Source organism: Parasphingorhabdus marina DSM 22363 (genome assembly GCF_900128895.1).
In the GTDB taxonomy this organism is placed as follows: Bacteria; Pseudomonadota; Alphaproteobacteria; order Sphingomonadales; family Sphingomonadaceae; genus Parasphingorhabdus; species Parasphingorhabdus marina.
Genome location: NZ_FSQW01000001.1, coordinates 332,830 through 357,124 on the forward strand (window position 1 = coordinate 332,830; position 24,295 = coordinate 357,124).

Below are 24,295 nucleotides of genomic sequence, written 5' to 3' on the forward strand. Positions count from 1 at the left end.
CGGGTTTCGATCCGGAATGCCAAATATTCAGGCAGCCGCGTTGAGCCGGATGTGCCGCCGCATGTGATGATCGACGCTGCCAAATTCGCCCTCGATAATCGAAAGCCGCTTGAAATAGCTGCCCACCGCAAGTTCGTCGGTCATGCCCATGCCGCCATGGGTCTGGATGGCATTTTGACCGATGAAACGCGCCGCCTGGCCGATACGAACCTTGGCGGAGGAAACGGCTTCCTTCCGGGTAGCCACATCTTCGGAGAGCCGGATCGTTGCGAGATAAGACATCGATACCGACTGCTCATATTCCATCAGCATGTCAGCCATGCGGTGCTGCAACACCTGGAAAGAGCCGATCGGCGTGCCAAACTGCTTGCGCTGACGCGAATAGTCGAGGGTCATTTCGTTGGTGACCTTCATCGCACCCGTCGCTTCGGCACAGACTGCAGCGGTGGCTTCGTCGACGACCTGTTCGATCAGCGGCAGACCGTTGTCAGCCTCACCAATCAGGGCATCGCCGGCAACTTTGACATTCTCGAAATAGACTTCTGAAGCGCGCCGGCCGTCGACCGTGCCATAATCGCGCAAACTGACACCATCGGCGTTTTTATCCACGATGAAAACCGAAACGCCGCTGCGGTCACGCTGGTCACCGGCGGTGCGGGCAGTCACAACAAAATGTGTTGCCCAGGGCGCACCAATAACCACGGCCTTGTGGCCGTTCAGCACATAGTCTCCGCCATCCGCCTTGGCCGTTGTCTGCAGATCGGCCAGATCGTACCGTCCGCGCGGTTCGGCATAGGCAAATGCGAAAATCATCTCGCCCGAAATGATTCCGGCCAGATATTCTTCCTTCTGAGCAGCACTACCGCCATATTTGAGAAAACCGCCGGCGCAGACAACGCTGGGAATGAACGGCTCAATCGCAAGACCTTTGCCGAATTCTTCCATGATCAGCATGGTTTCGGTAGCACCGCCACCAAAACCGCCATCTTCTTCGCTGAACGGTGCCGCGAGCATCCCGAGTTCCGCCAGTTGCGCCCACAGCTCCGGCCGCCAGCCGGTTTCGCTGGCAATCACTTCGCGGCGCGTATCCCAGTCATATTGCTCCCGGATCAGGCGGGAAATGCCGTCACGAACCATGTTCTGTTCGTCGGTGAAATTGAAATCCATTTGTCTGTTACTCCTGATTCCGGCGGTCAGTGACCCCGGATTACAATCCCAAAATCATCTTGGTGATGATGTTGCGCTGAATCTCGTTCGAGCCACCATAAATGGAGGTCTTGCGCATGTTGAAATAGGTTGGCGCCGCGTGATGGGCATAGTCTGGTCCGATCGGGAAATCATTCGATCCGTCTTCGGGGAAGCTCCGGAAATCAGGCGTGCCATAATAGCCCACGGCTTCCAGTGTGAGTTCGGTCAGTCGCTGCTGGATCTCGGTTCCCTTGACCTTGAGCAGCGAGCTTTCCGGTCCCGGTCCCTTGCCGGCCTGTTCGCCAGCCAGCGTCCGAAGCTCGGTGATTTCGAGTGCGGAGAGGTCGATTTCCAGCTGGCTGATCTTGCGGGCAAAGCCCATGTCCTCGACCAGCGGCTTGCCGTCGAGCAATTCCTTGGCGGCAATGTCCTTCAGCTGTTCGACGCCGCGCTTGGAGCGAGCAACGCCAGCGATACCGGAACGTTCGTGGGCGAGCAGGAATTTTGCATAGGTCCAGCCCATATTCTCCTGCCCGATCAGATTGCTCGCCGGCACCCGGACGTCAGTGAGCCATACTTCATTCACTTCGTGGCCGCCGTCGATCAGCTTGATCGGGCGGACCTCAATGCCTGGCGTCTTCATGTCTACGAGGATGAAACTGATACCCTGTTGCGGCTTGGCGGCATCGGGATCGGTCCGGCACAGGAAGAAACCCCAGTCGGCATGCTGGGCCAGCGTGGTCCAGGTTTTCTGGCCATTGATGATATAATCGTCACCGTCACGAACAGCCGTTGTCTTCAGGGAAGCAAGATCAGAGCCGGCGCCCGGTTCCGAATAACCCTGACACCACCAGACACTGCCGTCACGAATGCCGGGCAGATGCTGTTCTTTCTGTTCGTCGTTGCCGAATGTGTAGATCACCGGTCCAACCATGGCGACACCAAAAGGCAAAGGCATGACCGCGTTAACCCGGGCATTTTCTTCAGACCAGATATAGCGCTGTGTGGGCGTCCAGCCGGTTCCGCCAAATTCGGTTGGCCAGGCCGGAACGGACCAGCCCTTTTTGCCCAGAATCTTGTGCCAGGCCGTCATGTCTTCCGGACTCAATTCATCCTGAACACCGCGTCCTTCGATATTGTCGGGATAATTATTCTTGATAAATTCGCGCACTTCATCGCGAAACGCGTTTTCTTCTGCGGTGAATTCCAGGTTCATGAGAGAATCTCCATTGCCGATTTTGGTGCGAACATAGGCCGAAAACTGCGAAAAACAAGCCGCCCCGGAGACCGTATCCGGTGACGCTACGGCAAGCTGGACTTGATAACCATCAAATAGCGTTCAAACCGCGAACTCACTCAGCCTTTTGTGACATCATGTCCGTAGAGCCAGTCCAGCTGGCGCTCCACGGCCGCAGGCGCGACCTTGTCCGCCAGCCACAACGGACCCTGCGGCATGCGCTGATGGAACAGATCCATATTGGCTCTCGCGACACCCTGGACCCGACTGACCCGATCGATCCGTTCCTTGAAAAAGTTTCGACATGCAGCTGCAATGCTCCCGGTTTCAGAGACTTTTCGCGCCAGAACAAACGCATCCTCCATCGCCTGCACGGCACCTTGTGCCATGAAAGGCAGCATCGGATGCGCAGCATCACCGAGCAAAACAACCCGCCCGTCTGACCATTTGGGAAGGGGATCTCGATCAAAAAGCGCCCAGCGATAGTGCGAATCCGCCTGTTCGATCATTGTCCGGATGATCGGGTGCCAATCCGCGAAGTCCGCCAACGCCTCCTCGCATGATCCCGGCTCGGTCCAGCTTTCCTCCTGCCAGTCATCGCGTTCCACAACACCTACAAAATTGGCCAACTTTCCGCCGCGCAGCAAATAGGTCACGGCATGTTTGCCCGCACCGGTCCAGACGCTGGCAGCTGGTGGCGGGACATTTCGGCCCAGCCGGTCCGTTGGAACCACAGCACGCCACGCAACATTGCCGGTGAATCGTGGCTGCTCCGGGCCGAGCATCTGATCGCGCACGGCCGAACGAATGCCATCTGCACCAATCAGGATATCGCCACGGACTTCCGCACCGTTCTCCAGTCGAGCTGTCACCTGGGCCGAGGACTGTTCAAAGCCTGTCACCAGAGAACCCGGCCTGATCACCCCCTCTGCCTGTTTGGTCAGTGCCTCGATCAGAATATCAGCCAGATCGGCGCGATGGATATGGATATAAGGTGCCCTGTATCGCCGTTCCATTTCCGACCCCATCGGGTTGACCATCAAAACCCGACCGCTTTTGCCGCGACGGATCTGACTCGCGCGAGGGCGAAACCCGGATTCAGAAACTTGCTCATCCAGGCCCAGAGCCTGCATGACCTTCATGCCATTGGGGCTGATCTGGATGCCGGCGCCGACTTCTTCGAGTGTTTCCGCCTGTTCGAGAATTTCGACATCCCAGCCGAACCTTTGGAGACACAGGCCACAGGTCAAGCCTCCGATGCCGGCACCGGCGATCACTGCTTTCATGATCGCCCGGTCTCCTCGGAAAACTTGTCTTTGCGCCGTTTTCCGAAGCGCATGCCACGTTCCAGCTTCGCCCGCAGAGCGGTGTAATAGGCCTCCAGGAAGGCCCGCTCATCCCCGCTACCAGGCTCCCAGCCGATTTTCGCGCAAATCGAAGCCGCTACTGTTTCCAGAGCATCGTCGCTGCCGGTTCGCAGAACATTTTCCAGGGTCTGCAATTCATATTCGCCGTAAACCGAAAGATCGGCTTCGGAAAACTGGTACCGGCTGCCGGTCGTCGTGCCGGTCTGTTCATCCACCGTCATTTGGGGCGCAGGGGCCACTAATGTGCCTAGCTTGCGCCGGTTGCTCTGGATCACCCAGGTCCCGGCAATCAAATCACCGCAGCGCAACCGGTCTCGGTTGAACAGCGGAAACAGCAGGAACATCAGCACCCACATCAGCCCTGCCCAGGCCGTAAAGTCGGTCATGGAGCCGCTGGCCTCACCCGAAGTCATGAATACCAATGGCAGGAACAGCTCAATATCCCGAACGATGTTCCGAGCAATCACAGCTTCCGCCGTCAATCGTCCGCCGTCCCGCGCTGCCACGCGAATACCCACGGCTCTCTTTCCCCATGTCGCTGCCCGGTCACCGAGTTCGAAATAGAGGAAATAGGCGTTGCGAAACAAAAAAACCGCGATGATCCAGATAATGACCACGACATTCATCAGCGGGCTGGCCTGGTTCAGCGTATCGGTTCCAAAGGCGGAATCCATTCCCAGAAACACCAGAAACCCGAGCAAGGAAACACCGATTATCAGAGCGCCAATGATCACGATATCCAGTGCCAGCGCCCCGGCCCTGGCTCCGGCAGCAGCGATCGAGACATTCAGCGGCACACCTTCGGGCGAGATCATTACCCGGTCCAGTTTCGGATCCGCCGAACGCCGGACCCAGGGGTCTGCCGCACTGTTGCTCATGAAGCCGCTCCGGCCTGGCGGCGGCCAAAGACGAAGAAATAGAGCATCCAAAATGCGAGCATTGCGCCTCCGACGGCGTATCGGGCACCGGTATTATTGATCAGCTGGCGGGCATATCCTTCCAGCAATCCCGCACAAATCAGCATGATGATCACGCCGGCCATCACCAGCGCCGCGCGCTTGCCGGCGCTGCTTGCGGCGGCGAGATGCGACTGATCGCCCGGAAAGGCAATGGATCGTCCGACATGAATGCCAGCGGCTCCAGCCAGCAAAATGGCAAACAGTTCGGTGGTGCCGTGAATCGACAGCCAGCCGACAAATTCCAGCGTCAGTCCGCGTTGGGCGAAAACCCAGATCATCGCCCCCAGCAGGGCGAGATTGTGAATAAGCAAAAGGATACTGGGGATCGCAAAAGCAAATCCCAGGGCAAAAGCGAGTATCGCCACTTGTGCATTATTGCTGAACAGAAAAGCGGCGAAGACGCCAAGGCCGTCCTGGTTTTCCGTCTTGAACAGGGTCCCGCGCAGCACTTCTTCGCTCGCGCCGGGCACACGTACTTCGCTGAAATTTCCGGGAACCAGGGCGTAGTACCAGTCGGTATCACTGGCGACGAGTGCATATCCGACAAGCCCTCCGGCAATCATCACGAATAATGCAATCCAAATCTCGGTCTGGATTGCGCGCACCGCGCGGCTCCAGCCGCCACCCAGAAAATCCTTCAGCCAGCGCCCAAGGCTGGTCTGGGTTCCATAGACCAGGAAATAGGAACGCAGGGCCAGGCCCTCGAGATATTCGATCAGGCCGGCATCGAGCGAATTTTCGCGCGCAATGGACAGACTGGAAAGCAATGTCCGGTAGAGCGTGGGCAATGCCAGGACATCCTCGTCGGACAGGCGTCGTGCCTTGCCTTTTTCCATCCGCGTGACGATATCCTCCAGCCGTGTCCATTCGGCTTCGCGCTCGAGACGGAACCGGTCGCTTCTGAGCGCCACCATCTGCAAATCCCGTTCGGCTGCAGATGCCTCTGTCATGGCGGCGTCTGTCACAATTGCCCCCGCCGTTTGATCTTCAGATATCCGTTGATCAGCCGCGTCCCGATATCCTCATGCGCGCCCTCGATAACGTCGATGCCCATATGCTGAAGACGCGTGATGACCATTTTTTTCTGATCCAGCAGACTCTGGGCAGTGACCGCACGGGCGACATCCCCGGCGGTCTCAGGGGCCTTGGTGGTGAAATGCGCGAGTTCCTCGTCCTCCAGCACCACGAACAGCACCAGGTGCTTGTCGATCAGGCGTCCGGCCGCCTCCAGCATCAAATCTGCGCTGGTCGGATCAGTGAAATCGGTAAAGATGATGATCAGACTGCGCCGCTTCAGGCGATTGGACAGCGAAGACAGCGCCAGCGTGAAGTTGCTCTCCTGATGACGGTAATCAATGGTTGCCGCCTCCCGTTGCAGGCGGTGAAAACTGCGACTGCCCGACAAGAAGGGAGTCGACAGCTCCGGTTTTGCAGCGAAACTGAAAAGGCTGGTCCGGTCGCCCGATTTCAAAGTGATATAGGCCGTGAGCAGCGCCGCCGAAACCGCGCGGTCAATGCGTGGCAAGCCGTCAATCGGCTCACACATCGCCGAACCGCAATCAAGAGCGAAGACGATCTGGTTATTGCGTTCGGTATCATATTCCTTCGCCAGCAATTTGCTGTGCCGGGCAGAGCCCTTCCAGTCGATGCTCCGGCGATCCATGCCCGGCTGATAGTCGGCCAGGGCCTCAAATTCGCTGCCCTCGCCGCGAAACTTTCTGGCAAGCAATCCGAACACGGAATCGCGAAGAAACATTTGCACGGTCGGACTGCGTACAGCGGAAATATTGGGAAGCACGGAAATCGACTCGTCATTCTGGCGTGTCACCTGTCGCCAGGCCAGACCCAGGGGTCCCGTCCATCGCAACCACATTTTGCCAATGGTGCCCGTACCCCTCCGGCTTGGCAGGATATCAATGTGGCCCTGATATCGGGAACCGGGGCCGGCCCCTTTGAGCAACTCGAAAGCCGCCCGTCCACTGTCCGACAAGCGATCGTCAACAGCCAGATTTCCCGCGACTCTGGCCGGTTTCATCAAACCGGAAAATTCGGCTTCGACTCCCATGGTCGTCGCGCCGCCGACTTCGACCGATGTCGGAACGGCCAGACTGACCGAACCCGCCCTCGCCGCGATCAGGCCATCCAGCAGAAGAAGGAGCAACAACATGACCGCCCAGGCGATACCGATCGCCCACAGTCCCGGCATCAATGCAGCCAGTACGGCTGCAATCGGGGCTCCGATGGCAATCAGCAGAACTGCACGGGCGGTCGGATAGATCAACGCGGTGCTTCCGTCTGACCAACCAGGCTTTCAATGATAGTGTCAACCTGACGCCCTTCGATCTCCGCCGCTGGCGACAACAGGGTTCTATGCCGTAGAATCGATGGCGCCAGCGCTTTGACATCATCCGGAATCACATAGTCACGGCCCGAGAGGGCCGCCCGGGCCCGGGCGGCACTGGCGAGCATGACGGCGGCTCTTGGGCTCGCCCCATTTTCAAGATCGGCAGTTTCCCGGGTCGCGCGCACCAGACGGACGATATAGTCGACCACCTCGTCGACAAGCTTCACCGTCTTGACCACATCCACCGCTGCCAGCAATTGTTTCTCATCCGCCTGAGCCGCAATACCGAAATCCTGAGGTTTCGAATTGCCCGACCGTTCGCCATATTGGGCGACAATTTTCTTCTCTTCCTCGACATCCGGATACTGGATCAGCAGCTTGAACAGGAAACGATCGAGCTGCGCCTCAGGCAACGGATATACGCCCTGCTGTTCAATCGGATTCTGCGTCGCCACGACCATGAACTGCCCGGACAGCTTGTGGGTTTCGCCGTCAATGGTCACCGCGCGCTCCTGCATTGCCTCCAGCATGGCGGCCTGCGTTTTCGGCGGTGTACGATTGATTTCATCAGCCAGCAGAAGATCGCAGAAAATCGGGCCCCGCGTCAGGGTAAAACTGCTGGTCTGAAAATTGAACAGGTTTGACCCGACAATATCTCCAGGCATGAGGTCGGGTGTGAACTGGATCCGTCCGAAATCGAGACTCAGCGTCGCCGAAAAACACTGGGCAAGGAAAGTCTTGGCCGTGCCTGGCGGTCCTTCGAGCAGCACATGACCGGACGAAAAGAGGGCGATGAGCAAATGGTCGACAATCTCGTCCTGACCGATGATCGCTTTCGCCACTTCTTCGCGGATATTATCCGCCAGAGTCTTGAGTTCCCCGATATTCATCCGGTTTTTTCCTTTTTCCATTGATAGAGTGCGGCGGCGCGTTCGGCCGTCTCGCGGGAGTTGGTGGCGCGGGTCAGTTCATGGACCAGCGCGGTAAAGCGATTGCCGTCCACTTCGCCAAGATCGTCCAGTTTTCGACGTACGTCTTCCGGATCGGCCGCAGGCGAGAACCCCGCCGCGCGGGCAGCCTGCTTCTGAATCAGGTCGGCATAGGGGTCGGCAACAAGATAGTCACGCTGCATCCGCCGGATGAAACCCGCACTGTTGTTGACCAGCGCGGTCTTTCCAAATTCGATGCTGCGTTTGTCCCGGGTGGGCGGCCCGAACCGGTTGAACGCCATCCACGCCGCAGCCAGTGCGGCCAGTATCAAACAGATCGTGGCCGACAGAAATGGCGGTTCAAACGCCAGAGTCAGCAAATTTTCCGCAGAGCCCAGTCCGTTGAACGTCAGGTCAAAAGTCACCCCTTCGCTGGTACCGGTTGACACAGCTTCAATCAGGGCCAGGGCATGCGCCGCCGTCGCCCTGTTCGCCATGCCGGCATTGTTGAGCAGATCAGGATCTGCCACCAGGACGACCGGGAAATAGGAGGCATCCGCTTCCTCAGCGTTTTCGATCTGTGATTCATCGAGGCTTTCGAGCTGTGGATATACACCTCCGTCATCCAGATAGGCGACGAGGGCATTTCCGGTCTCAGGGTCCCTGACGATCGCCCGAACGTCAGGGCCAGTGATGGTGACGGTATTTGCCGGGCGAGGGACGCTGGAACCGATTGCCGAATTGGCCGAAACGGGTGACCCGGATTTCGAGCCGTCGGCCGGTTCTTCAGGAACAGAGAGTTCCACCTCCGCAATTTCACCGAGCATCCTGACGCCCATCTCGTCGCCAAATAACCCCAGGCGCTGAACCCAGCCTTTTTTTAGTGTGGGAAGCCCTGCGACATTCCATTTGGGCAGAATGATCATCGTCGGACCGGCATAAGCCCGGTTTTCCACAATCTCGTAAAGCTTTTCCGGATCGGAAAACGGCGCCGGTGTGAGAATCAACAATCCTCCCTTGTCAAAACCCGAAGGACTTCGGGAATATTCCACCGGCGTACCGGTTTTTTGCAGCGCGCTGGCAAGGGCCTTGTATCCTACGATGCTGTTCGATGCGCCATGCGCCTGACCGTTTTTGCCCGAGGCCAGCCGATCACCCGTCCCCAATCCGTAAAGCAAGGCAATAAAGGCGACAAAGCCGACCAGAAACATGATCAACACCGCGTTGCGCCGGAACGGAGTCGTCTGAACGCTCATCGTCTTCGCCCCCCGGTCCGGTCCGGGGGCCCGCGGCGCCATGTTTCGGCCAGGGCAAATTCGCCATAGGCCTCCCGGGACAGCACCCAGCCTTTCTCGTCAATTGGCGCGCCAGCGAAAATCCCGCGTTCCACTTGCCCGGCGATCACCGCAAACATGTTCCGGGCATTTTCCGGCAAACTTTCAAAACGGCCAATTTCCCGCGAAGTGCTGGATGGCCGAAGCATATCGGGCCGGCGCTTTTCGATGTCCTCAATGCTGCGGAACAGGAGCAGGTGTACCGCATCCTTGAACCGTCCCTGTCCCGCCAGGGCTTCAGCCTCTTCAAGCAATTTTCGTGCAGCTCCGTGCTCCGGTCGCCACTCTTCTGGATCTTCTTTGACACGGCGGTTGCGCCATTCCTCGAAATAGGGTGCCAGGATGATCCAGAGCAGTGTCAGCAAGCCCGCCACCAGCAATCCGATCAGGACAATCCGCAGCACGGGCCAGGCATCGACCAGCACTTCAACTGCCGGAGCCAACAGATCACCAAGCCACTCCAGCAAATCCCTCCACCATTCCGGGGGTTCTGCGGGTGGTTTGGGCTCGGAGGCGACAAACTGAATATCTTCATCGGCGCGCACATCTTTCCAGACGGCGTCAAAAGATGCGCTTTCGTTTCCGCCCTGTCCTTGCGCATTATTTGCCACCGCCCGGATGTTGCAGAAACGCCGGGCCGGGGCAAGACCCAAGATCATTGTACCGAACGGGTTTACGGTTCATGCAATCTGTGACAGCAACAGCTGGACAGAGTGAGGAACAGGGGAACGTCATGGCCAATCCGGATGCAAAGATCGATATCAGCCGGGTGCTGAACAACATGTTCGGCGTGATCGGGCGCCATCCGTTTGTCTATCTTGGTCTGTCCTTGCTGATCGTCGGCATTCCCAATGCCCTGCTGCAGACGATGGACGGCAGCATCCTTTCCGGGTCCGGTGGCTACAGCTTTACCGCCAGTTACGGATCGCAGGGACTCGGATTCATTGCGCTGATGCTTTGCGGCACCTTGCTGCAGGCCACGCTGATCGTAGCCACCATCAATGATCTGGGCGGCAAGCCCGTTCTTCTGGGTGACTGTTTTGCAAAAGCCGTACAAAAAATTCTGCCACTGCTCGGGCTCGGCATCGTGACCGCAATCGGGATCGGATTTGGATTTCTGTTGCTGATTGTTCCCGGCGTCATTTTGCTGCTCATGTGGATGGTGGCAACGCCCGTGATGATGGCGGAAGACAAGGGTGTTTTCGATTCCCTGACTCGCAGCGCGCAATTGACATCCGGATCAAAGGGCATGCTGTTCGTGCTCGTGATTATCTTTGCAGTTCTTTCCATGATAATCGCTACTTTTCTGGGCTTTTTTGGCATGATGGGGGCAACCGTCCTTGGCCTGTTCGCGATGATCACCAACACCGTAACCGGTGCCTTGCAAGGTGCGGGCGTGGCCTCGGTTTATGTGGATTTGCGAACCGCAAAGGAAGGCACGGATACAGATGCCCTTGCCGATGTTTTCGCCTGACCTTCCCCTAGTCGGCAAATAACGGCGCGGCATCGACGACAGCAATGTCGGAGCGGGCATTCAGTGCATCCAGAAACCAGTATTTGTGCCACGCACCATAGAGGATCAATATGCGTTTTGGTTCTCTGCCAAGGCCGTCCAGCGCTGTATTCACCAGCGCAAAATGGGCCCGGTTTATCGCCTCCCAGCCCCCTGCACCCAGGGCGCTGCCGAACAGTCGTTCATAGGTTTGCTGACGTTTGCGTACCGCATCATCATAACTCTCGCTGTGTACAAATTGCGGGTCGTCGGATTTTCCGGATACGGCCCTGCCATAGACCCGGACCGCTTCCTGAAACTCCTTCCAGTCCGCCGCGCGATCGGGATCATTTTCAATTTCCCGCAGCTTCTCGCGGCGGTCAGAGGCAATCTCCCTGGTCCAGGCCGCCACCGGCACCATCTTGAAGCCCAGACGTTGCTGCAACGGGAAAACCACATCCGTCAGCTCGGGAAAATCATCGGCCCGGCTTTCGCGAACCTCCCCGAATTGCGCATAATTTCGTGCCGCTGTTTCAAACCTGTCCGGAGGCAGTTCCACCATCACAATATCCGGTCGGAAGCGGATTATCGCATCCTCCAGCACCTGCAGCGAATAGCTTTCACTGCGACGGTGCTGACCGTGAATGGCGCCAATCACCGTGACGATGTGGGTGTCAGTTCCATCGGCCGTCAACGCTGCATTCTGCTCGTCAGAACCCGTACATCCTGCCAGCAAGAGCAGAACCCCGGAACACAGGGCGAGCAGGCTATTTGTCATCCAGCGCCTTCGCCAGACTGACCATGCCGTAGACCAGCGGCGGAACGATGATGAATGAGAGAACCACCTTGGCCAGCATCTGCCCGGCCAGCAGCGAGCCGATCGGAAATTCGCCGTAAAAGGCGAGCGTGATGAAGATGACCGAGTCGATTGCCTGTGAAATCGCGGAAGCGATCCCGCCGCGCACCATCATGGCGATGCTGCCATCGCCGCCACTCCCTCGAAGCTTGTCGAAAATATAGACATTGAGAAAAAGCGAAACGCCATAGGCAAATGGTCCGGCCGCCATGATCCGGGGCGTCTGATTGAGCACCGTTTCGAACGCGTTGATGTTTTCGACCGGCATCTTGTCGGAAGGCGGCAGTCCGAGCACGATCAGGATTAGAAAGATCGACGCCGCGAGCGGGAGAAATCCCCAGAGAACCAGCTTGTTCGCCTGTTCCCGCCCGTAAAACTGGGACACGCTGCTTGATAACACGACCAGCATCAGGAACGGGAATATCCCGGCCTCCACCGCCAATGGTCCCAGTGCCACCTGCTTGAAGCCCAGCACCCCTGCAATTACGGTCATGCCGCCATACAGCACGGTCATCACGAAAAGACCGCGCGGAATCAGTTTTGCATCTGGTTGATCTGTCATCGCCAACGCCTAGCGCGGTATGGCCTCAAAAAAAAGTGCTGAAAAAGGAATAGTGACTCCCGGACATTTTTCGCTAGGGAGAAGCGGAGGGGCAGACCAAAGTTCGGTCACACAGATCGAAGCGGGGATTCAGGGAACAAGGGGTTATCGTGCAAAGACTGGCAGTTTATTGCGGATCCAGCATGGGCAATGATCCGGTCTATGCCGAGACCGCCATTCGCCTGGGTCAAATGATGGCGGCGCGTGGCATCGATCTGGTATATGGCGGCGGCAAGCTTGGCCTGATGGGCGTGATTGCCGATACGGTGCTGGAAAGTGGCGGCAAGGTTTATGGCGTCATTCCCGAAATGCTGCGGAGCCATGAAGTCGCGCATACCGGCCTGACCGAGCTCCATATTGTCGACAACATGCATCAGCGCAAGGCCAAGATGACGGAGCTGACCGATGCTTTTGTTGCCATCCCCGGCGGTATCGGCACCCTTGACGAACTGTTCGAGGCCTGGACCTGGAACGCGCTGGGCTATCATGCCAAGCCTTTTGGCCTGCTCAATGTCGATGGCTACTGGAACTCCCTCACCGATTTTCTCGACAATGTCGCCGGGCAGGGATTCATGTCCGAGGCGCGGCGGGAACAGCTGGTCGTGTCCGATGACATGGACGATGTGCTCGATCAGCTGGCGGACAGATATACCGGCGCGGAAGGAACAGTGACTTGGTAGTAAAGAAGGCGACGAACATATGACCGGAATCCTGACCAGCCTGGCCGGGATGGCCGTCATATTACTGTTCGCACTCGCGCTGTCCACGGCCCGTCGTAACATCAGCCTGCGGGTGGTCGGTGCAGCTTTTGCCCTTCAGGCCCTCATGGCCCTGCTGGTGTTGCGCACGCCCTGGGGTGTCAGTGGGATCCAGTTCCTTTCCGACGGCGTGATCGCATTGCTCGATTATTCCAAGGCCGGAATCACAACCGTATTCGGCCCGATGGAATCGAATCCGTTCGCCAATACCTTCCTTATCGCCGCCTTGCCGGTCATCGTCTTCTTCGCTGCACTTGTTGCCATCCTCTATCACTGGGGAATCATGCAACGGCTGGTGCGCTGGGTCGGCGGCGCGATTGGCTGGATCACCGGGATCAGCAAGGTCGAAGCGCTGGGCAGCGCGGCCAATATCTTCGTCGGCCAGAGCGAAAGTCCACTGGTCGTGCGACCCTATCTCGCGGCATTACCGCCCAGCCGGCTGTTCACGCTGATGAGCGTCGGCATGGCCGGTGTCGCGGGCACAATCCTCGCCGCCTATGCCAGCTTTATCGGGGAAGAAGCGGTGCCGTTCCTGCTCGCTGCGGCGTTTATGTCGGCTCCGGGGGGAATATTGATGGCAAAGATCATTATGCCGGATGACAAGGAAGAAGCGGCCGCGCATGATGCGGAGCTGGCCAATGTTCAGGTATCCGAGACGTTCGAGGAAGGACACAAGCCGACCAATGTAATCGAGGCGGCGGCCCAGGGTACCCAAACCGGTGTCAAACTGGCGGTTGCAGTCGGTGCCATGGTGCTGGTTTTTGTCGCCCTTGTGGCACTCGCCAACGGGATCCTTGGCGGGATCGGCGGCTGGTTCGGCTATCCCGAGCTTTCGTTCCAGGCGATTGTCGGCACAATTTTCGCTCCGGTAATGTGGTTGCTGGGCATTCCCTGGGATGAGGCGCAGGTTGCCGGCGGTCTGTTTGGCACCAAGATTGTCCTCAACGAGTTTGTCGCCTTCATCGATCTCGGGGCCATGGGTCCTGATGTGCTATCCGACCGGTCCCGCGCAATCATGACATTTGCATTGTGCGGCTTCGCCAATTTTTCATCGATCGCTATCCAGATGGCCGTCGCGGGCGGACTCGCGCCAAACCAGCGTCCGGTCATCGCCCGCCTTGGTTTGCGGGCGCTGGCAGCCGGATCGCTTGCCAATCTGATGAGCGCCGCGCTGGCGGGCCTGATGCTGTCATTCGGCTGATCAGCGCAATTGACAATTTCCCTGCACACCCCATCATAGTAGCATGACCCAGAACCCTGACAGTCTAAATCCCGTATCCCTTGCATTATCGGATCAGGACCCCGACCTCTTCTCCCGGCAGATCGGCGATTCCTTTTCCGACTGGGGCTTTGCCGTCGTCGCCGACCACGGCATCCCCCAGGAGCTGATCACCCGGGCAGAAGAAATGTCACGGGCCTTTTTCGCTCTGCCCGAAGACGTGAAGCGCCGCTATTTTGTCGAAGGCGGCGGGGGTGCCCGAGGCTATACACCGTTCGGCACCGAGGTTGCGAAAGACCAGACTGTTCATGACCTGAAGGAATTCTGGCACATCGGCCGCGACTTGCCGGACGGCCATGCCTTTGCCGCGTTCATGGATGCCAATATCTGGCCAGATGAAGTCAACGGTTTTCGGGAGTGCTATCTGGAACTGTTCGCGGCATTCGACAAGGCGGGCGCAAGGATCCTGGAAGCCATTGCGCGCTACCTGGAACTGCAGCCGGACTTTTTTGTCGACACCGTGCGCGACGGCAATTCCGTGCTGCGCCTCATTCACTATCCCCCGGTGCCGGAAGACTCGCCGGCGGTTCGGGCGGCCGCGCATGAGGATATCAACACGATAACCCTTTTGATCGGCGCCGAAGAAGCCGGACTGGAACTGCTGGACAAGCAGGGCAATTGGCGACCGGTGACACCAGGACCCGGCGAACTCGCGGTCAATATCGGCGATATGCTGCAGCGCCTGACCAACAACCGGCTGCCCTCGACCACACACCGGGTCGTCAATCCGGCACCGGAGCGCCGGGGACATTCGCGCTATTCGATGCCTTTCTTTTTGCACTTCCGCCCGGACTATCTGATCGAGACCCTGCCACAGTGCGTGGGTTCGAACCATCCGGACCTGTATCCCGAACCGATCACCGCGCATCAGTATTTGCAACAGCGGCTGCGCGAAATCGGACTGGCATGAGCCCCAAAGCCATTGGCATTTGCGGGGGCAGTTGCTCGGGCAAAACAACCCTCGCTGCGCATGTGTTTGCAACACTGGGCCCGGATCAATGTGTGATTCTGCCCCAGGATGATTATTTCTTTGGTTATGGTGACGCGCCGGAGGGCAAGGGCGGACCCAATTTCGACCATCCCGATGCGGTGGATTTTGACAAGCTGACACGCCAGCTCGCACAGCTCCGGCAGGGCCAGGCTATCGACCGGCCTCTATATGATTTTCCAACCCACATGCCGAAACAGGAAACCTGCCGGACGGAACCGCGGCCGATCATTCTGGTCGATGGCATTCTGATCCTGCAACACGCCCCGCTCCGCAAGCAGTTCGATCTTTCCGTGTTTGTCGAATGCGAGGAACAGGTCCGTCTCAATCGGCGGGCGGAGCGGGATGTGAAAGAACGCGGTCGGACTGCCGACTCGGTCTACCGGATGTTTACCGAACAGGTTGCCCCGATGCATGACAGGTTTGTTGAACCGTCCAAAACCCATGCTGACATCGTGGTAAATTCGCAACAGTCAAAAGCGACTCTGAATGATCAATTTGACGCGATTGCGGAATCAATAAGGCTTCTTATTCAATAGGTTGAAAGCCTCCTGCCGGACATCATTCTGTCTTTTCGGCCAAAAAGGTCAAACTGGACAACCTGTGGACAAAAAACAATTTGCTGCGCTGCAAAACAAAGTCGTTGCGATTGAGACAAAACTGTCATTTTAAAACTCTAGAGGAACCACGCTTTCAAGAGAGTTCCATGACGGAGAGACATCTCTTTCGTCCGGCAGGACAGCAATTTGTGATAATCTACGGGGAATGAAATCATGAAAATCAAATATCTTCTAGCCGCCAGTGTCGTCAGCCTTTCGACCGCCGGCTTGATGGCAACTCCTGCCGCTGCGCAGCAAATTACATCCGGTGTCGAGGGCACCGTCAGTGATGCAGACGGAAATCCGGTTTCTGGTGCAAGCGTAACCATTACCGACAACCGGACCGGTTCCTCACGGACACTCTCCACCGGCGGGTCCGGCGGCTTCAGTGCACAAGGTCTTGTCTCGGGCGGCCCATACACCATCACCGCAACCGCACCGGGTTTCCAGGGCCAGAGCCTCGAGAACCAGTCGCTCTCCGTGAGTGGTAATCTTCGCCTGACATTTGAACTCTCCGCCAACGCTTCGGAAGATGTGATCGTCGTCACCGCCTCGCGTGTTTCGGCGGCCCAGCTGGCGGTTGGCCCTGGACAGGCTTTTGATCTGGAAACCCTGGAAGGCTTTCCGTCAATCACACGGAATGTCAGCGACATCATCCGTATCGATCCCCGCGTCAGCCTGGATCGCAATAACGAAGTCGACCGGATCAGCTGTCTCGGCGGCAATGACCGTTCCAACACCTTCACCGTTGACGGCATTGTGCAGTCCGATGTTTTTGGTCTCAACGGCACCCCGTCGGCATCGCGTAACACCTTCCCGATTCCGTTTGACGCCATTCGCCAGACCTCGGTCGAGTTCGCACCGTTTGATGTGGAATATTCCGACTTTACCGGCTGTGCGATCAATGTTGTCACCAAGTCAGGTGAAAACCAGTTCCATGGCTCTGCGTTCTATACCTTCACCAACGAAGACCTGCGCGGTGACGAAGCCGGCGGTTCGGGATCTGTCGTAGCCCCGTTTTCCGAAAAGCGCTGGGGTGCGACCCTTTCCGGTCCGATCATTCCCGATCGCCTGTTCTTCTTTGTCGGATATGAGGAAACCGATCTCGGCAATGCCAATGAATTTGGACCAGCGGGCGGTGGCTTCCCCAACGAAGCCGATTTCGTCACGCAGGCACAGTTTGACCAGTTCGCCACAATCGCGAACACGGTATATGGTCAGGATGTGGGCGGCTATCCACAGAACCTGCCCGAAACCAGCGTACGCTATTTCGGTCGGCTCGATGCCTACATCACCGATAACCATCGCCTTGAAGCCACCTATCAGCGCCTCGAAGAAACCAATGTCGAATCGGATACCGGTACCAACAATCTGACCGGCTTGAACAGCTTTGAAGACGAAGGCACTGTTTCAGACTATTATTCCGTCCGTCTCTATTCCGACTGGACAGACCGGATTTCGACAGAGCTTCGAGTGTCTCGGGCCGAAGTGGGTGACAAGCAGGGACCGTTTGGCGGCGGCGAGGCGCAAGACGATGTGCCGGCCGTCCGGCTGGTCGTTGGCGTGCAAGGACCGACCGAAAATGGTCTTCTTTCTACCGGTCCCGGAATTTTCCGTTCAGCCAACCAGCTGGATACGAAAATCGATCAGGCACGTTTTGTCATGAACATCGATGCCGATGATCACAAGATCAAACTCGGCGCAGAACTGAACGATCTCGAAGTATTCAACCTTTTCGCAATCAACGCGACTGGGTCAATCTTCTTCCGCAATCTGACTGATTTCCAGAATGGCGTTGTTGCCAGTGGCGATTCCTCCAGTGTTTTTGCCAGTGCAGATGATTTGATCATTGGTGGCCGCTTCGGCTTCAATGGCGGCGCGACAATCGCAGCCTCCTCCACGGGCGACATTAATGACGCCAGCGCGACGTTCAGCCGGCAAATCTATTCCTTCTTTGCCCAGGATGAATGGCAGGCGACTGATCAGCTGAGTCTGACCGCCGGCGTTCGCGTACAGCTCTATGACGGAGTCGGAGTTCCCCGCAACAACCCCCTTTTCCAGCAGCGGTTCGGCATTACCAATAGCGTCCCGTTCAGCAGTCTGGACACCGTCATTCTGCCGCGTTTTTCGGCAACCTATAACCTTTTCAACGAGGGTTTCCTGAGTGACACCACGATCACGGGCGGCGTCGGTCTCTTCTCCGGCGGGGACCCGGTTGTGTTTTATTCCAACGCCTTTTCAAATGACGGCTTTGCATCGGCCAATGGGGACACCTTCGATGGCGAGTGTGCAGGACTACTGGATGCTAACGGCAATTTCAGCGTCGTGAGCGGGGGCCAGTTCACCGGGTTCCCGCAATGCGCATTGCAAGCAGCGATCAACAACGCGTCTCGCGGTGGTGCTGATGTCAAGTCTACCGATCCAAATTTCGATATCCCCACTGTACTTCGGGCCAATCTCGGAGTTGATACCATGATCGGCGCGCAGGATGGCTTCTTCTCCAACTGGAACCTCAAGCTGGACTATATCTATTCGCGGTTTATCGACCCGATCAACATCAATGACCTGGTGCAAATTCCCGATCCGAGCGAAGGCTTGGGCGGGTTTGCCATTGATGGTCGTCCCATTATCGCGGCGATTGACCCGCTCAATCCGGGATGTAATGCCGAGCTGGTAGGCACCGGTGGCACACCGCCAACATACACCAATGTTACCGCGGCTTGTTTTGGTACCAGGATTGACGATTTCAACCAGCTGACCAATGGTCCGTCCTATGATAGCCATGTCTTCTCGATTGCCCTGGCGAAGCGTTTTGAAAGCGGTGTGTTTACCGACAATGGTAATGTGAATGTCAGCTTCGGTTACGCGTTCACAGATTCCAACAACACGCGGAATATCTTCGGCGCTACCGCAAATGGTAACTTTGAAGATACGGCAGCATTCGATTTCCAGGATCCGGCAATTTCGACATCGAATTTCGAGACTCGTCACCGGTTCACTGTCGCCGCGAATTTCCGCGAGGAATTTTTCGATGATTACTCGACCCAACTGGGCATGTTCTTCTCGGCGCAATCCGGTCGGCCTTACAGCCTGACCTTCAGCGGCGACGGGTTCCAGGATTCAACGTCTGGCGACAACAATGCTCTGTTGTACATTCCGACCGGGATCGGCGATCCCAATCTGTCGCCTCTGTCGACGGCTACTGCTGCAGACATCGACAGCCTGCTGAATGTCATATCGGGACTGAATTGTAATTTCACACCCGGCCAGTCTATTCGCCGCAACACCTGCCGCAATGACTGGGTCTTTGACATGGACCTTCGGTTCAGTCAGGAAATTCCCGGACCGGGTCGTTTGTTTGGTGTGGAAGACCGGATCGAGCTGTTCGCTGATTTTGACAACTTCCTGAATTTCCTCGACCCGGACTGGAACGTGTTCCGCAATCGCGAAGATGAAGACGGGCTCGTCAATCTGATCGGAACATCCGGTGTGGATGCCCAAGGACGTTACATCCTTGACACCCTTAACGGAGCAACGCCGGACAATCAGGAAACGCTGCGCTTCTCCAACTCGGTGTGGCGCATCCAGCTCGGCGTTCGTTACGAATTCTGATGCGGAATTTTGCAAAACCGGCCTTCAAGGCCTTCATTCCGGCGGCACTTTTTGGTGCCGCCGGTTTTGTTTGGGCTCCGGTAACAGCCATCGCGGGACCGGGCATCTCCGGGACTGCGCCACAGTCATCGGCTCCGATGAGCCCCGGCGACCTGTTGAAGCCCTATTACGAGAATCTGCAGGTGGACTTGCCGGTTGCCAATACGGGGCCCGCGCTGGATCTTTCCAAGCCGCTGACCCGGATCGCCTTTGGCAGTTGCAATCATCAGGGACAGCCGCAGCAGGTCTGGTCACAGATTGCCGCGCGGCAGCCGGACCTGTTCCTCGCCATTGGGGACAATGTCTATGGGGACTTCGGCTATGCCGGGGAAGCAGATATGGGCAGCTTCATCACCGCCTATCGCCAGCAGGCGGCCCACCCCGAATTTCGGGACTTGCGCAGCCAGGTACCGATGCTCGCGTCCTGGGACGACCATGATTTCGGCCCCAATGATTCCGGAGGTGATTTTGCCTTCAAGCAATGGTCGGAACAGATTTTCGAAAGCTTTTGGGGCGCCAGTGACGCCGCGCGATCGCGCCCCGGCATCTATGACGCGATCATCGCCGGTCCGGCCGGGCAGCGCGCGCAGATCATCATGCTGGACACGCGATTCTTCCGGTCCGCCCTGAAGCGCCTGCCCTATCAGCGCCCGCGACCCCCGCTGGGCAGCTATGTCGCGACCAGCGATCCGGATGCCACCTTGCTGGGCGAGGCCCAGTGGACGTGGCTGAGCAAGCAGCTGGCAAAGCCTGCTGACCTCAGGATCATCGTATCGTCGATCCAGATTCTCACCGATGCCCATGGCTATGAGAAATGGGGCAACATGCCGCTCGAACGCGAGCGTCTGTATGCGGCCCTGAAAGGCCGGAGCGGCGGTGACATCCTGATGCTGTCCGGGGACCGGCACAGTGGCGCCATTTATTCCGACACCCCGCCGGCATTGGGGGAGACGGTCTGGGAATTGACATCTTCCTCGCTCAATCTGGCGTTTGGGAGCGGGGCAAATGATGAACGGGAACCCGATCCGGTGCGACGTTCTTCCTTTTTTGCCGATGAGAATTATGGCCTGGTGGACATTGACTGGGGCCGGAAGTCGGTGACCCTGCGACTGATGCATTCCGATTCCCGGCCAATGGCGACACAGACCGTGTCTTTCGCGGACTGACACCCGTTTTGGTGGAAAGGCCGGACTAACCAGCCTTCCAGACCGCCACGTCTGCGGGCGCGATCCGGCTGCTGCCCAGAATATAGTCCCGGTTTGCGGTCTCCGGCAACTCCACTGTCTGCGTCCCGTAATTGAAAGCGAAGCAGAGATCGCCCAGCCGGCGCATGCGCAGATCCTGTGGCAACTTGTCAACAGACAACCCGGCTTCTGCTGCCATGCGCCCGAAGATATCCTCGAGCAAGGCCGCGTCCGGCCACGCGGCCAAATATCGCAGCCCGCCGGAGGCGAACAGAATGCCGCGACCGTCCTCGAGACCTGTTTCCGCTGTCAGTTCGGTTTCGACATGCTCCAGCCAGCGCGAAATTTCACCAGAGTCCGCCTTGGCCGTGATACCCGGCCGCAGACTTTCCACGCGCGTGATCTTCAGCGGGATCAGGTCCTGCAATTCGCCAGGAGCCAGATTTGCCGGAATCGAAAAATCATCGGTCTTGCTCCCGCTGCGGGGCCCGATCAGCACCGGAACCTGCAGCGCACCAAGACGTGCGATCAATGACGACAACATGATCGGCAGAGTGGGTGCGACGACCATTGCATAGCCATCCAGTTCTGCCTCCGGAGCGACGATGTCGACATTGAGTCCCAGCCGCCGCAATCCGCTGTACATGGCGAAAACCAGTTCCAGGTAGCGAAAGCTCTGCCCCTGTGGCTGGGTCTCCAGCAACCAGGCCGCCTCATAGGAAAAGAGCAGCGCTACCTCTGACCGGTCGTTCTCGAGTGCTCCCAGCATGGTGATATCACGCGCCGCCTGACGCGCCTCGCTGGCTCCGATGTCTTCCACATTATCCGGCCGCAGAAGCCCGGCATGCATCTGTTCCTGAGCAAATGGCGCCTGCCGCCAGCGGAAATAGGAAACCAGTTCGGCTCCGTGAGCCATGGCCTCTAGCGTCCACAATCGAACCATACCGGGCAGGGGCGCCGGATTGTAGCGGGCCCAGTTGACCGGCCCCGGCTGCTGTTCCATCACCGACCAGCGTCCGTTGGCACAGCCGCGGTAGAGGTCGTGATGAAAGGCAGCAATGTCGGGATGTCCCTGACGGGCATAGCGGTGCTTTTCATCATCACTGAAGAAAAACTGTTCGAGAAACCCCAGCGGGTAGCTGTCCCAGCTGGCGACATTGAGATCCTGCCCAACCTTGTGGTGATCGAACTCGGTGAAGAACCCCATATAATTGTGAATGATGTCGCGATCCGGCGAATGCGCCCGGATGATGTCCGCCTGCAGCCGGTTGAAGGTCACCACTTCATCAGAGGCAAATCGGCGATAGTCGAGCACATGTGCCGGGTTGGGTTCGGTCACGGTGAGATTGGGCGGATCCACAGCTTCGAAATCCGGATATTCCATGCTCCAGAAGACATTGCCCCATGCCGAGTTCAGCGCATCCACGTCCGGATAATTTTCCGCCAGCCAGCGCCGGAAACCCTGCGCCGCCGCATCGGAATAGCTGACCACCGTGTCATGGCAGCCATATTCATTGTCGGTTTGCCACGCAGTGATGGCAGGATGGTCACCATAGCGCTGTACCATGGCCGTCACGATCCGTTCGCACTCCTTGCGGTATCCGGCATGCGAGAAACAGTAATGGCGCCGCGAACCAAAACCGCGGGGGTTTCCGTCTGCATCAATAGCCACCATATCCGGCATGCTATCGACCAGCCATTTCGGCGGTGTCGCCGTGGGTGTCCCGAGGATGATCTCGAGCCCGGCATCACCCAGCGTGGCAATCGCCCGGTCAAGCCAGTCCCAGTCATATTGCCCCGGTTGCGGTTCGATGCGGCTCCAGGCAAATTCGCCGATACGGACCCGGGACAGGCCGATATTGACCATACGCGCCGCATCGCCGGCCCACATATCTTCCGGCCAGTGCTCGGGATAGTAGCAGCAACCCAGTTTCATCTCTGTTCCTCTCCCCGGTTGGCCGGACTGTTACCGGCAATCAACTACGTGCCGCGAAACCGGCAGGGCGTCTACAGAAAGATTATCGGATCTGGCATCAGGATGTGATTTGCGGAGGGCTCTTCAGCTGAACTGGCGATCCCATGGGCCGGAAATGGCGAGCGTCATTGTCGGGCTGTAGAGATTGACAAACATGGTCTTGCCATCAGGCGCAAAACAGGCACCAGCCGGTTCCGTCTGGACCCTGATGCGGGCCAGGTCATAGGCCTCGCCTCGTGCCGTCACCCCGCGCAGATGGTTATCGACCACCGGACGATACTGATCCTCACAGACGATCAGGTGGCCATTGGGGGCCACCGTGAGATTGTCGCCATAGCTGAACTGACGCCGGTCGGTGGACTCGAAGAAGAGCTGCAACAATCCCGGTGCGCTCCGTTCGTCGGCCTGTCCTTCGAAACGGGAGGGGCGGTAGCGCATGATCTGCCCTTCCTTTTCGGCGCCGCCATTGGTGCAACAAAAATAGAATTCGCCGTCGCCATGGATGATGCCCTCGCCGCGCGCAAAAAGCACCGCTCCGGCTTCGGCACCGCGCATGCGTAAATCATCTTTCGGACTTTCGACATCATCCATGTCAATCCAGCGAACGAACCGCCACGAACCGGGCCGGAATTTCTCTTCCGTCCAGTTGCGGCTGTCATTGTCCGCCTTGCTGTCTGCAAAAGCCAGCGCCTGCAGCTTCCCGCCTTCGGCCAGTTTTCCGGGAACATCGGGAATGAACCGGTAGAACAGACTGTCACCGCGATCTTCGGTCTGATAGACAATACCGGTATGTGGATCGACGGCGGCCGCTTCATGATTGAACCGGCCCATGGCTTTCAGCGGCACCGGATCGACCAGGCCCTCATGTGCCGCAGGGACCTCGAACACCCAGCCATGATCGCGACCGACATGCCTGCCGGCGCGCGTCACATCCTCTTCACAGGACAGCCAGCTGCCCCAGGGCGTCGTCCCGCCGGCGCAGTTGCGAATGGTGCCGACAAGTGAAAGATGCTCACGCTCGACATCCAGCGTGTCCGCATTGAGCATCAGTGTCGTTGTTCCGCCAACTACCGCCTTGCCGTCTTTGGTACGATCATAGACCCTGGCTCTTTGCGCCACGCGTCGACCAAAAGGACCATCATCATAGTCGGAAATCTTGAGCTCATGGTTGCGCACAAGCGCAATCCGGCCGTCAGGCATGGCGAAACAGCCCATGCCGTCGGCCCGGTCAGGTACCCGCAATCCATCCGACATTCTGTCGCGAAATCTGGAAATGACACGATAGGAGAAGTCTTTCGGCAAATCGATCAGTCCATCCGGATCCCTTTTCAGCGGGCCGAACCCCGGATGCATTGCGGCGCGATTTTTCCCGGCCATCACGCCATGCGCAGCAAAACCTGCAAGGGCGGTGGCAGTCAGCCCGCCCGCAAAATGACGTCGATTCAGTTTCATCTCATGCTCCTTGGCCAGCCACTATGTCGCCAGCATTTCCACGAGGGATAATAGCGGCCACTGATTTTTGCGCCAATGCCAATTCCGCAACGCTTTCCATGC

The 24,295-nt window shown here is 57.9% G+C and carries 20 protein-coding genes; 7 read left to right on the forward strand and 13 right to left on the reverse strand.

The genetic code is table 11. From position 1 onward, the window contains the following. Positions 1-27 precede the first annotated feature (27 nt). From BUQ90_RS01705 to BUQ90_RS01745, 9 genes are all read right to left on the reverse strand, one after another. A complete protein-coding gene (locus tag BUQ90_RS01705; protein WP_074203428.1) occupies positions 28-1,167 on the reverse strand; it encodes an acyl-CoA dehydrogenase family protein in 1,140 nt (379 codons plus the stop codon). Between the two features lie 40 nt (positions 1,168-1,207). Continuing rightward, positions 1,208-2,404 (reverse strand): acyl-CoA dehydrogenase family protein, encoded by a 1,197-nt coding sequence (locus tag BUQ90_RS01710; RefSeq protein ID WP_074203429.1) that lies wholly within the window; start codon positions 2,402-2,404, stop codon positions 1,208-1,210. Between the two features lie 140 nt (positions 2,405-2,544). Further along, positions 2,545-3,711 carry an FAD-dependent monooxygenase gene (locus tag BUQ90_RS01715; protein WP_074203430.1) on the reverse strand — a complete coding sequence of 389 codons (1,167 nt, stop codon included), beginning with the start codon at positions 3,709-3,711 and terminating at the stop codon, positions 2,545-2,547. Next, positions 3,708-4,670 (reverse strand): RDD family protein, encoded by a 963-nt coding sequence (locus BUQ90_RS01720; protein ID WP_074203431.1) that lies wholly within the window; start codon positions 4,668-4,670, stop codon positions 3,708-3,710. Before BUQ90_RS01720 ends, BUQ90_RS01715 begins: the two co-directional genes overlap by 4 nt. Then, on the reverse strand, positions 4,667-5,701 hold the full coding sequence (locus BUQ90_RS01725; protein WP_074204803.1) for a stage II sporulation protein M: 1,035 nt from the start codon (positions 5,699-5,701) through the stop codon (positions 4,667-4,669). The genes BUQ90_RS01720 and BUQ90_RS01725 overlap by 4 nt, the downstream gene beginning before the upstream one ends. Before the next feature lie 11 nt (positions 5,702-5,712). Next, positions 5,713-7,032, reverse strand: a complete 1,320-nt coding sequence (locus tag BUQ90_RS01730) for a DUF58 domain-containing protein (protein ID WP_074203432.1) — start codon at positions 7,030-7,032, stop codon at positions 5,713-5,715. Next, positions 7,029-7,985, reverse strand: a complete 957-nt coding sequence (locus BUQ90_RS01735) for an AAA family ATPase (protein WP_074203433.1) — start codon at positions 7,983-7,985, stop codon at positions 7,029-7,031. The genes BUQ90_RS01730 and BUQ90_RS01735 overlap by 4 nt, the downstream gene beginning before the upstream one ends. Further along, positions 7,982-9,280: a DUF4350 domain-containing protein gene (locus BUQ90_RS01740; RefSeq protein ID WP_074203434.1), complete on the reverse strand. Its 1,299-nt coding sequence runs from the start codon at positions 9,278-9,280 to the stop codon at positions 7,982-7,984. The genes BUQ90_RS01735 and BUQ90_RS01740 overlap by 4 nt, the downstream gene beginning before the upstream one ends. Beyond that, entirely contained in the window at positions 9,277-10,017 is a 741-nt protein-coding gene (locus tag BUQ90_RS01745; RefSeq protein WP_084192428.1) for a hypothetical protein, read from the reverse strand. Before BUQ90_RS01745 ends, BUQ90_RS01740 begins: the two co-directional genes overlap by 4 nt. A gap of 74 nt (positions 10,018-10,091) precedes the next feature. Here BUQ90_RS01745 and BUQ90_RS01750 point away from each other — a divergent pair, with 74 nt between their 5' ends. Further along, positions 10,092-10,832: a hypothetical protein gene (locus BUQ90_RS01750; RefSeq protein ID WP_074203435.1), complete on the forward strand. Its 741-nt coding sequence runs from the start codon at positions 10,092-10,094 to the stop codon at positions 10,830-10,832. 7 nt (positions 10,833-10,839) lie between these two features. Here BUQ90_RS01750 and BUQ90_RS01755 read toward each other — a convergent pair whose 3' ends face one another. Then, positions 10,840-11,628: a hypothetical protein gene (locus BUQ90_RS01755; protein WP_074203436.1), complete on the reverse strand. Its 789-nt coding sequence runs from the start codon at positions 11,626-11,628 to the stop codon at positions 10,840-10,842. Continuing rightward, a complete protein-coding gene (locus BUQ90_RS01760; protein ID WP_074203437.1) occupies positions 11,618-12,268 on the reverse strand; it encodes a queuosine precursor transporter in 651 nt (216 codons plus the stop codon). The genes BUQ90_RS01755 and BUQ90_RS01760 overlap by 11 nt, the downstream gene beginning before the upstream one ends. A 149-nt stretch (positions 12,269-12,417) precedes the next feature. Here BUQ90_RS01760 and BUQ90_RS01765 point away from each other — a divergent pair, with 149 nt between their 5' ends. From BUQ90_RS01765 to BUQ90_RS01790, 6 genes are all read left to right on the forward strand, one after another. Beyond that, a complete protein-coding gene (locus tag BUQ90_RS01765; protein ID WP_074203438.1) occupies positions 12,418-12,987 on the forward strand; it encodes an LOG family protein in 570 nt (189 codons plus the stop codon). A gap of 19 nt (positions 12,988-13,006) precedes the next feature. After that, positions 13,007-14,266 carry a NupC/NupG family nucleoside CNT transporter gene (locus tag BUQ90_RS01770; protein WP_074203439.1) on the forward strand — a complete coding sequence of 420 codons (1,260 nt, stop codon included), beginning with the start codon at positions 13,007-13,009 and terminating at the stop codon, positions 14,264-14,266. Positions 14,267-14,309: 43 nt separating this feature from the next. Next, positions 14,310-15,254, forward strand: coding sequence for an isopenicillin N synthase family dioxygenase (locus BUQ90_RS01775; protein ID WP_074203440.1), 945 nt, complete (start codon positions 14,310-14,312; stop codon positions 15,252-15,254). Then, positions 15,251-15,871, forward strand: coding sequence for a uridine kinase (udk, locus tag BUQ90_RS01780; protein ID WP_074203441.1), 621 nt, complete (start codon positions 15,251-15,253; stop codon positions 15,869-15,871). The genes BUQ90_RS01775 and udk overlap by 4 nt, the downstream gene beginning before the upstream one ends. A gap of 234 nt (positions 15,872-16,105) precedes the next feature. After that, positions 16,106-19,543, forward strand: a complete 3,438-nt coding sequence (locus BUQ90_RS01785; RefSeq protein WP_074203442.1) for a TonB-dependent receptor — start codon at positions 16,106-16,108, stop codon at positions 19,541-19,543. Then, positions 19,543-20,748 carry an alkaline phosphatase D family protein gene (locus BUQ90_RS01790; protein WP_143182689.1) on the forward strand — a complete coding sequence of 402 codons (1,206 nt, stop codon included), beginning with the start codon at positions 19,543-19,545 and terminating at the stop codon, positions 20,746-20,748. Before BUQ90_RS01785 ends, BUQ90_RS01790 begins: the two co-directional genes overlap by 1 nt. Before the next feature lie 25 nt (positions 20,749-20,773). Here the strand turns inward: BUQ90_RS01790 and BUQ90_RS01795 are convergent, their stop codons facing one another. Beyond that, a complete protein-coding gene (locus BUQ90_RS01795; RefSeq protein WP_074203443.1) occupies positions 20,774-22,702 on the reverse strand; it encodes a beta-galactosidase in 1,929 nt (642 codons plus the stop codon). A gap of 123 nt (positions 22,703-22,825) precedes the next feature. Next, the gene (locus tag BUQ90_RS01800) at positions 22,826-24,193 is read right to left on the reverse strand and encodes an alkaline phosphatase PhoX (protein WP_074203444.1); all 1,368 of its coding nucleotides are present in this window, start codon (positions 24,191-24,193) and stop codon (positions 22,826-22,828) included. Positions 24,194-24,295: the final 102 nt, after the last annotated feature.

Bases quoted from the DNA above. Each gene is read 5' to 3' on its own strand.
- BUQ90_RS01725 (WP_074204803.1), bottom strand. From the start codon at position 5,701: ATGACAGAGGCATCTGCAGCCGAACGGGATTTGCAGATGGTGGCGCTC.
- BUQ90_RS01790 (WP_143182689.1), top strand. From the start codon at position 19,543: ATGCGGAATTTTGCAAAACCGGCCTTCAAGGCCTTCATTCCGGCGGCA.
- BUQ90_RS01800 (WP_074203444.1), bottom strand. From the start codon at position 24,193: ATGAAACTGAATCGACGTCATTTTGCGGGCGGGCTGACTGCCACCGCC.
- BUQ90_RS01760 (WP_074203437.1), bottom strand. From the start codon at position 12,268: ATGACAGATCAACCAGATGCAAAACTGATTCCGCGCGGTCTTTTCGTG.
- BUQ90_RS01795 (WP_074203443.1), bottom strand. From the start codon at position 22,702: ATGAAACTGGGTTGCTGCTACTATCCCGAGCACTGGCCGGAAGATATG.
- BUQ90_RS01705 (WP_074203428.1), bottom strand. From the start codon at position 1,167: ATGGATTTCAATTTCACCGACGAACAGAACATGGTTCGTGACGGCATT.
- BUQ90_RS01710 (WP_074203429.1), bottom strand. From the start codon at position 2,404: ATGAACCTGGAATTCACCGCAGAAGAAAACGCGTTTCGCGATGAAGTG.
- BUQ90_RS01755 (WP_074203436.1), bottom strand. From the start codon at position 11,628: ATGACAAATAGCCTGCTCGCCCTGTGTTCCGGGGTTCTGCTCTTGCTG.
- BUQ90_RS01745 (WP_084192428.1), bottom strand. From the start codon at position 10,017: ATGATCTTGGGTCTTGCCCCGGCCCGGCGTTTCTGCAACATCCGGGCG.
- BUQ90_RS01735 (WP_074203433.1), bottom strand. From the start codon at position 7,985: ATGAATATCGGGGAACTCAAGACTCTGGCGGATAATATCCGCGAAGAA.
- BUQ90_RS01770 (WP_074203439.1), top strand. From the start codon at position 13,007: ATGACCGGAATCCTGACCAGCCTGGCCGGGATGGCCGTCATATTACTG.
- BUQ90_RS01715 (WP_074203430.1), bottom strand. From the start codon at position 3,711: ATGAAAGCAGTGATCGCCGGTGCCGGCATCGGAGGCTTGACCTGTGGC.
- BUQ90_RS01740 (WP_074203434.1), bottom strand. From the start codon at position 9,280: ATGAGCGTTCAGACGACTCCGTTCCGGCGCAACGCGGTGTTGATCATG.
- BUQ90_RS01785 (WP_074203442.1), top strand. From the start codon at position 16,106: ATGAAAATCAAATATCTTCTAGCCGCCAGTGTCGTCAGCCTTTCGACC.
- udk (WP_074203441.1), top strand. From the start codon at position 15,251: ATGAGCCCCAAAGCCATTGGCATTTGCGGGGGCAGTTGCTCGGGCAAA.
- BUQ90_RS01775 (WP_074203440.1), top strand. From the start codon at position 14,310: ATGACCCAGAACCCTGACAGTCTAAATCCCGTATCCCTTGCATTATCG.
- BUQ90_RS01750 (WP_074203435.1), top strand. From the start codon at position 10,092: ATGGCCAATCCGGATGCAAAGATCGATATCAGCCGGGTGCTGAACAAC.
- BUQ90_RS01720 (WP_074203431.1), bottom strand. From the start codon at position 4,670: ATGAGCAACAGTGCGGCAGACCCCTGGGTCCGGCGTTCGGCGGATCCG.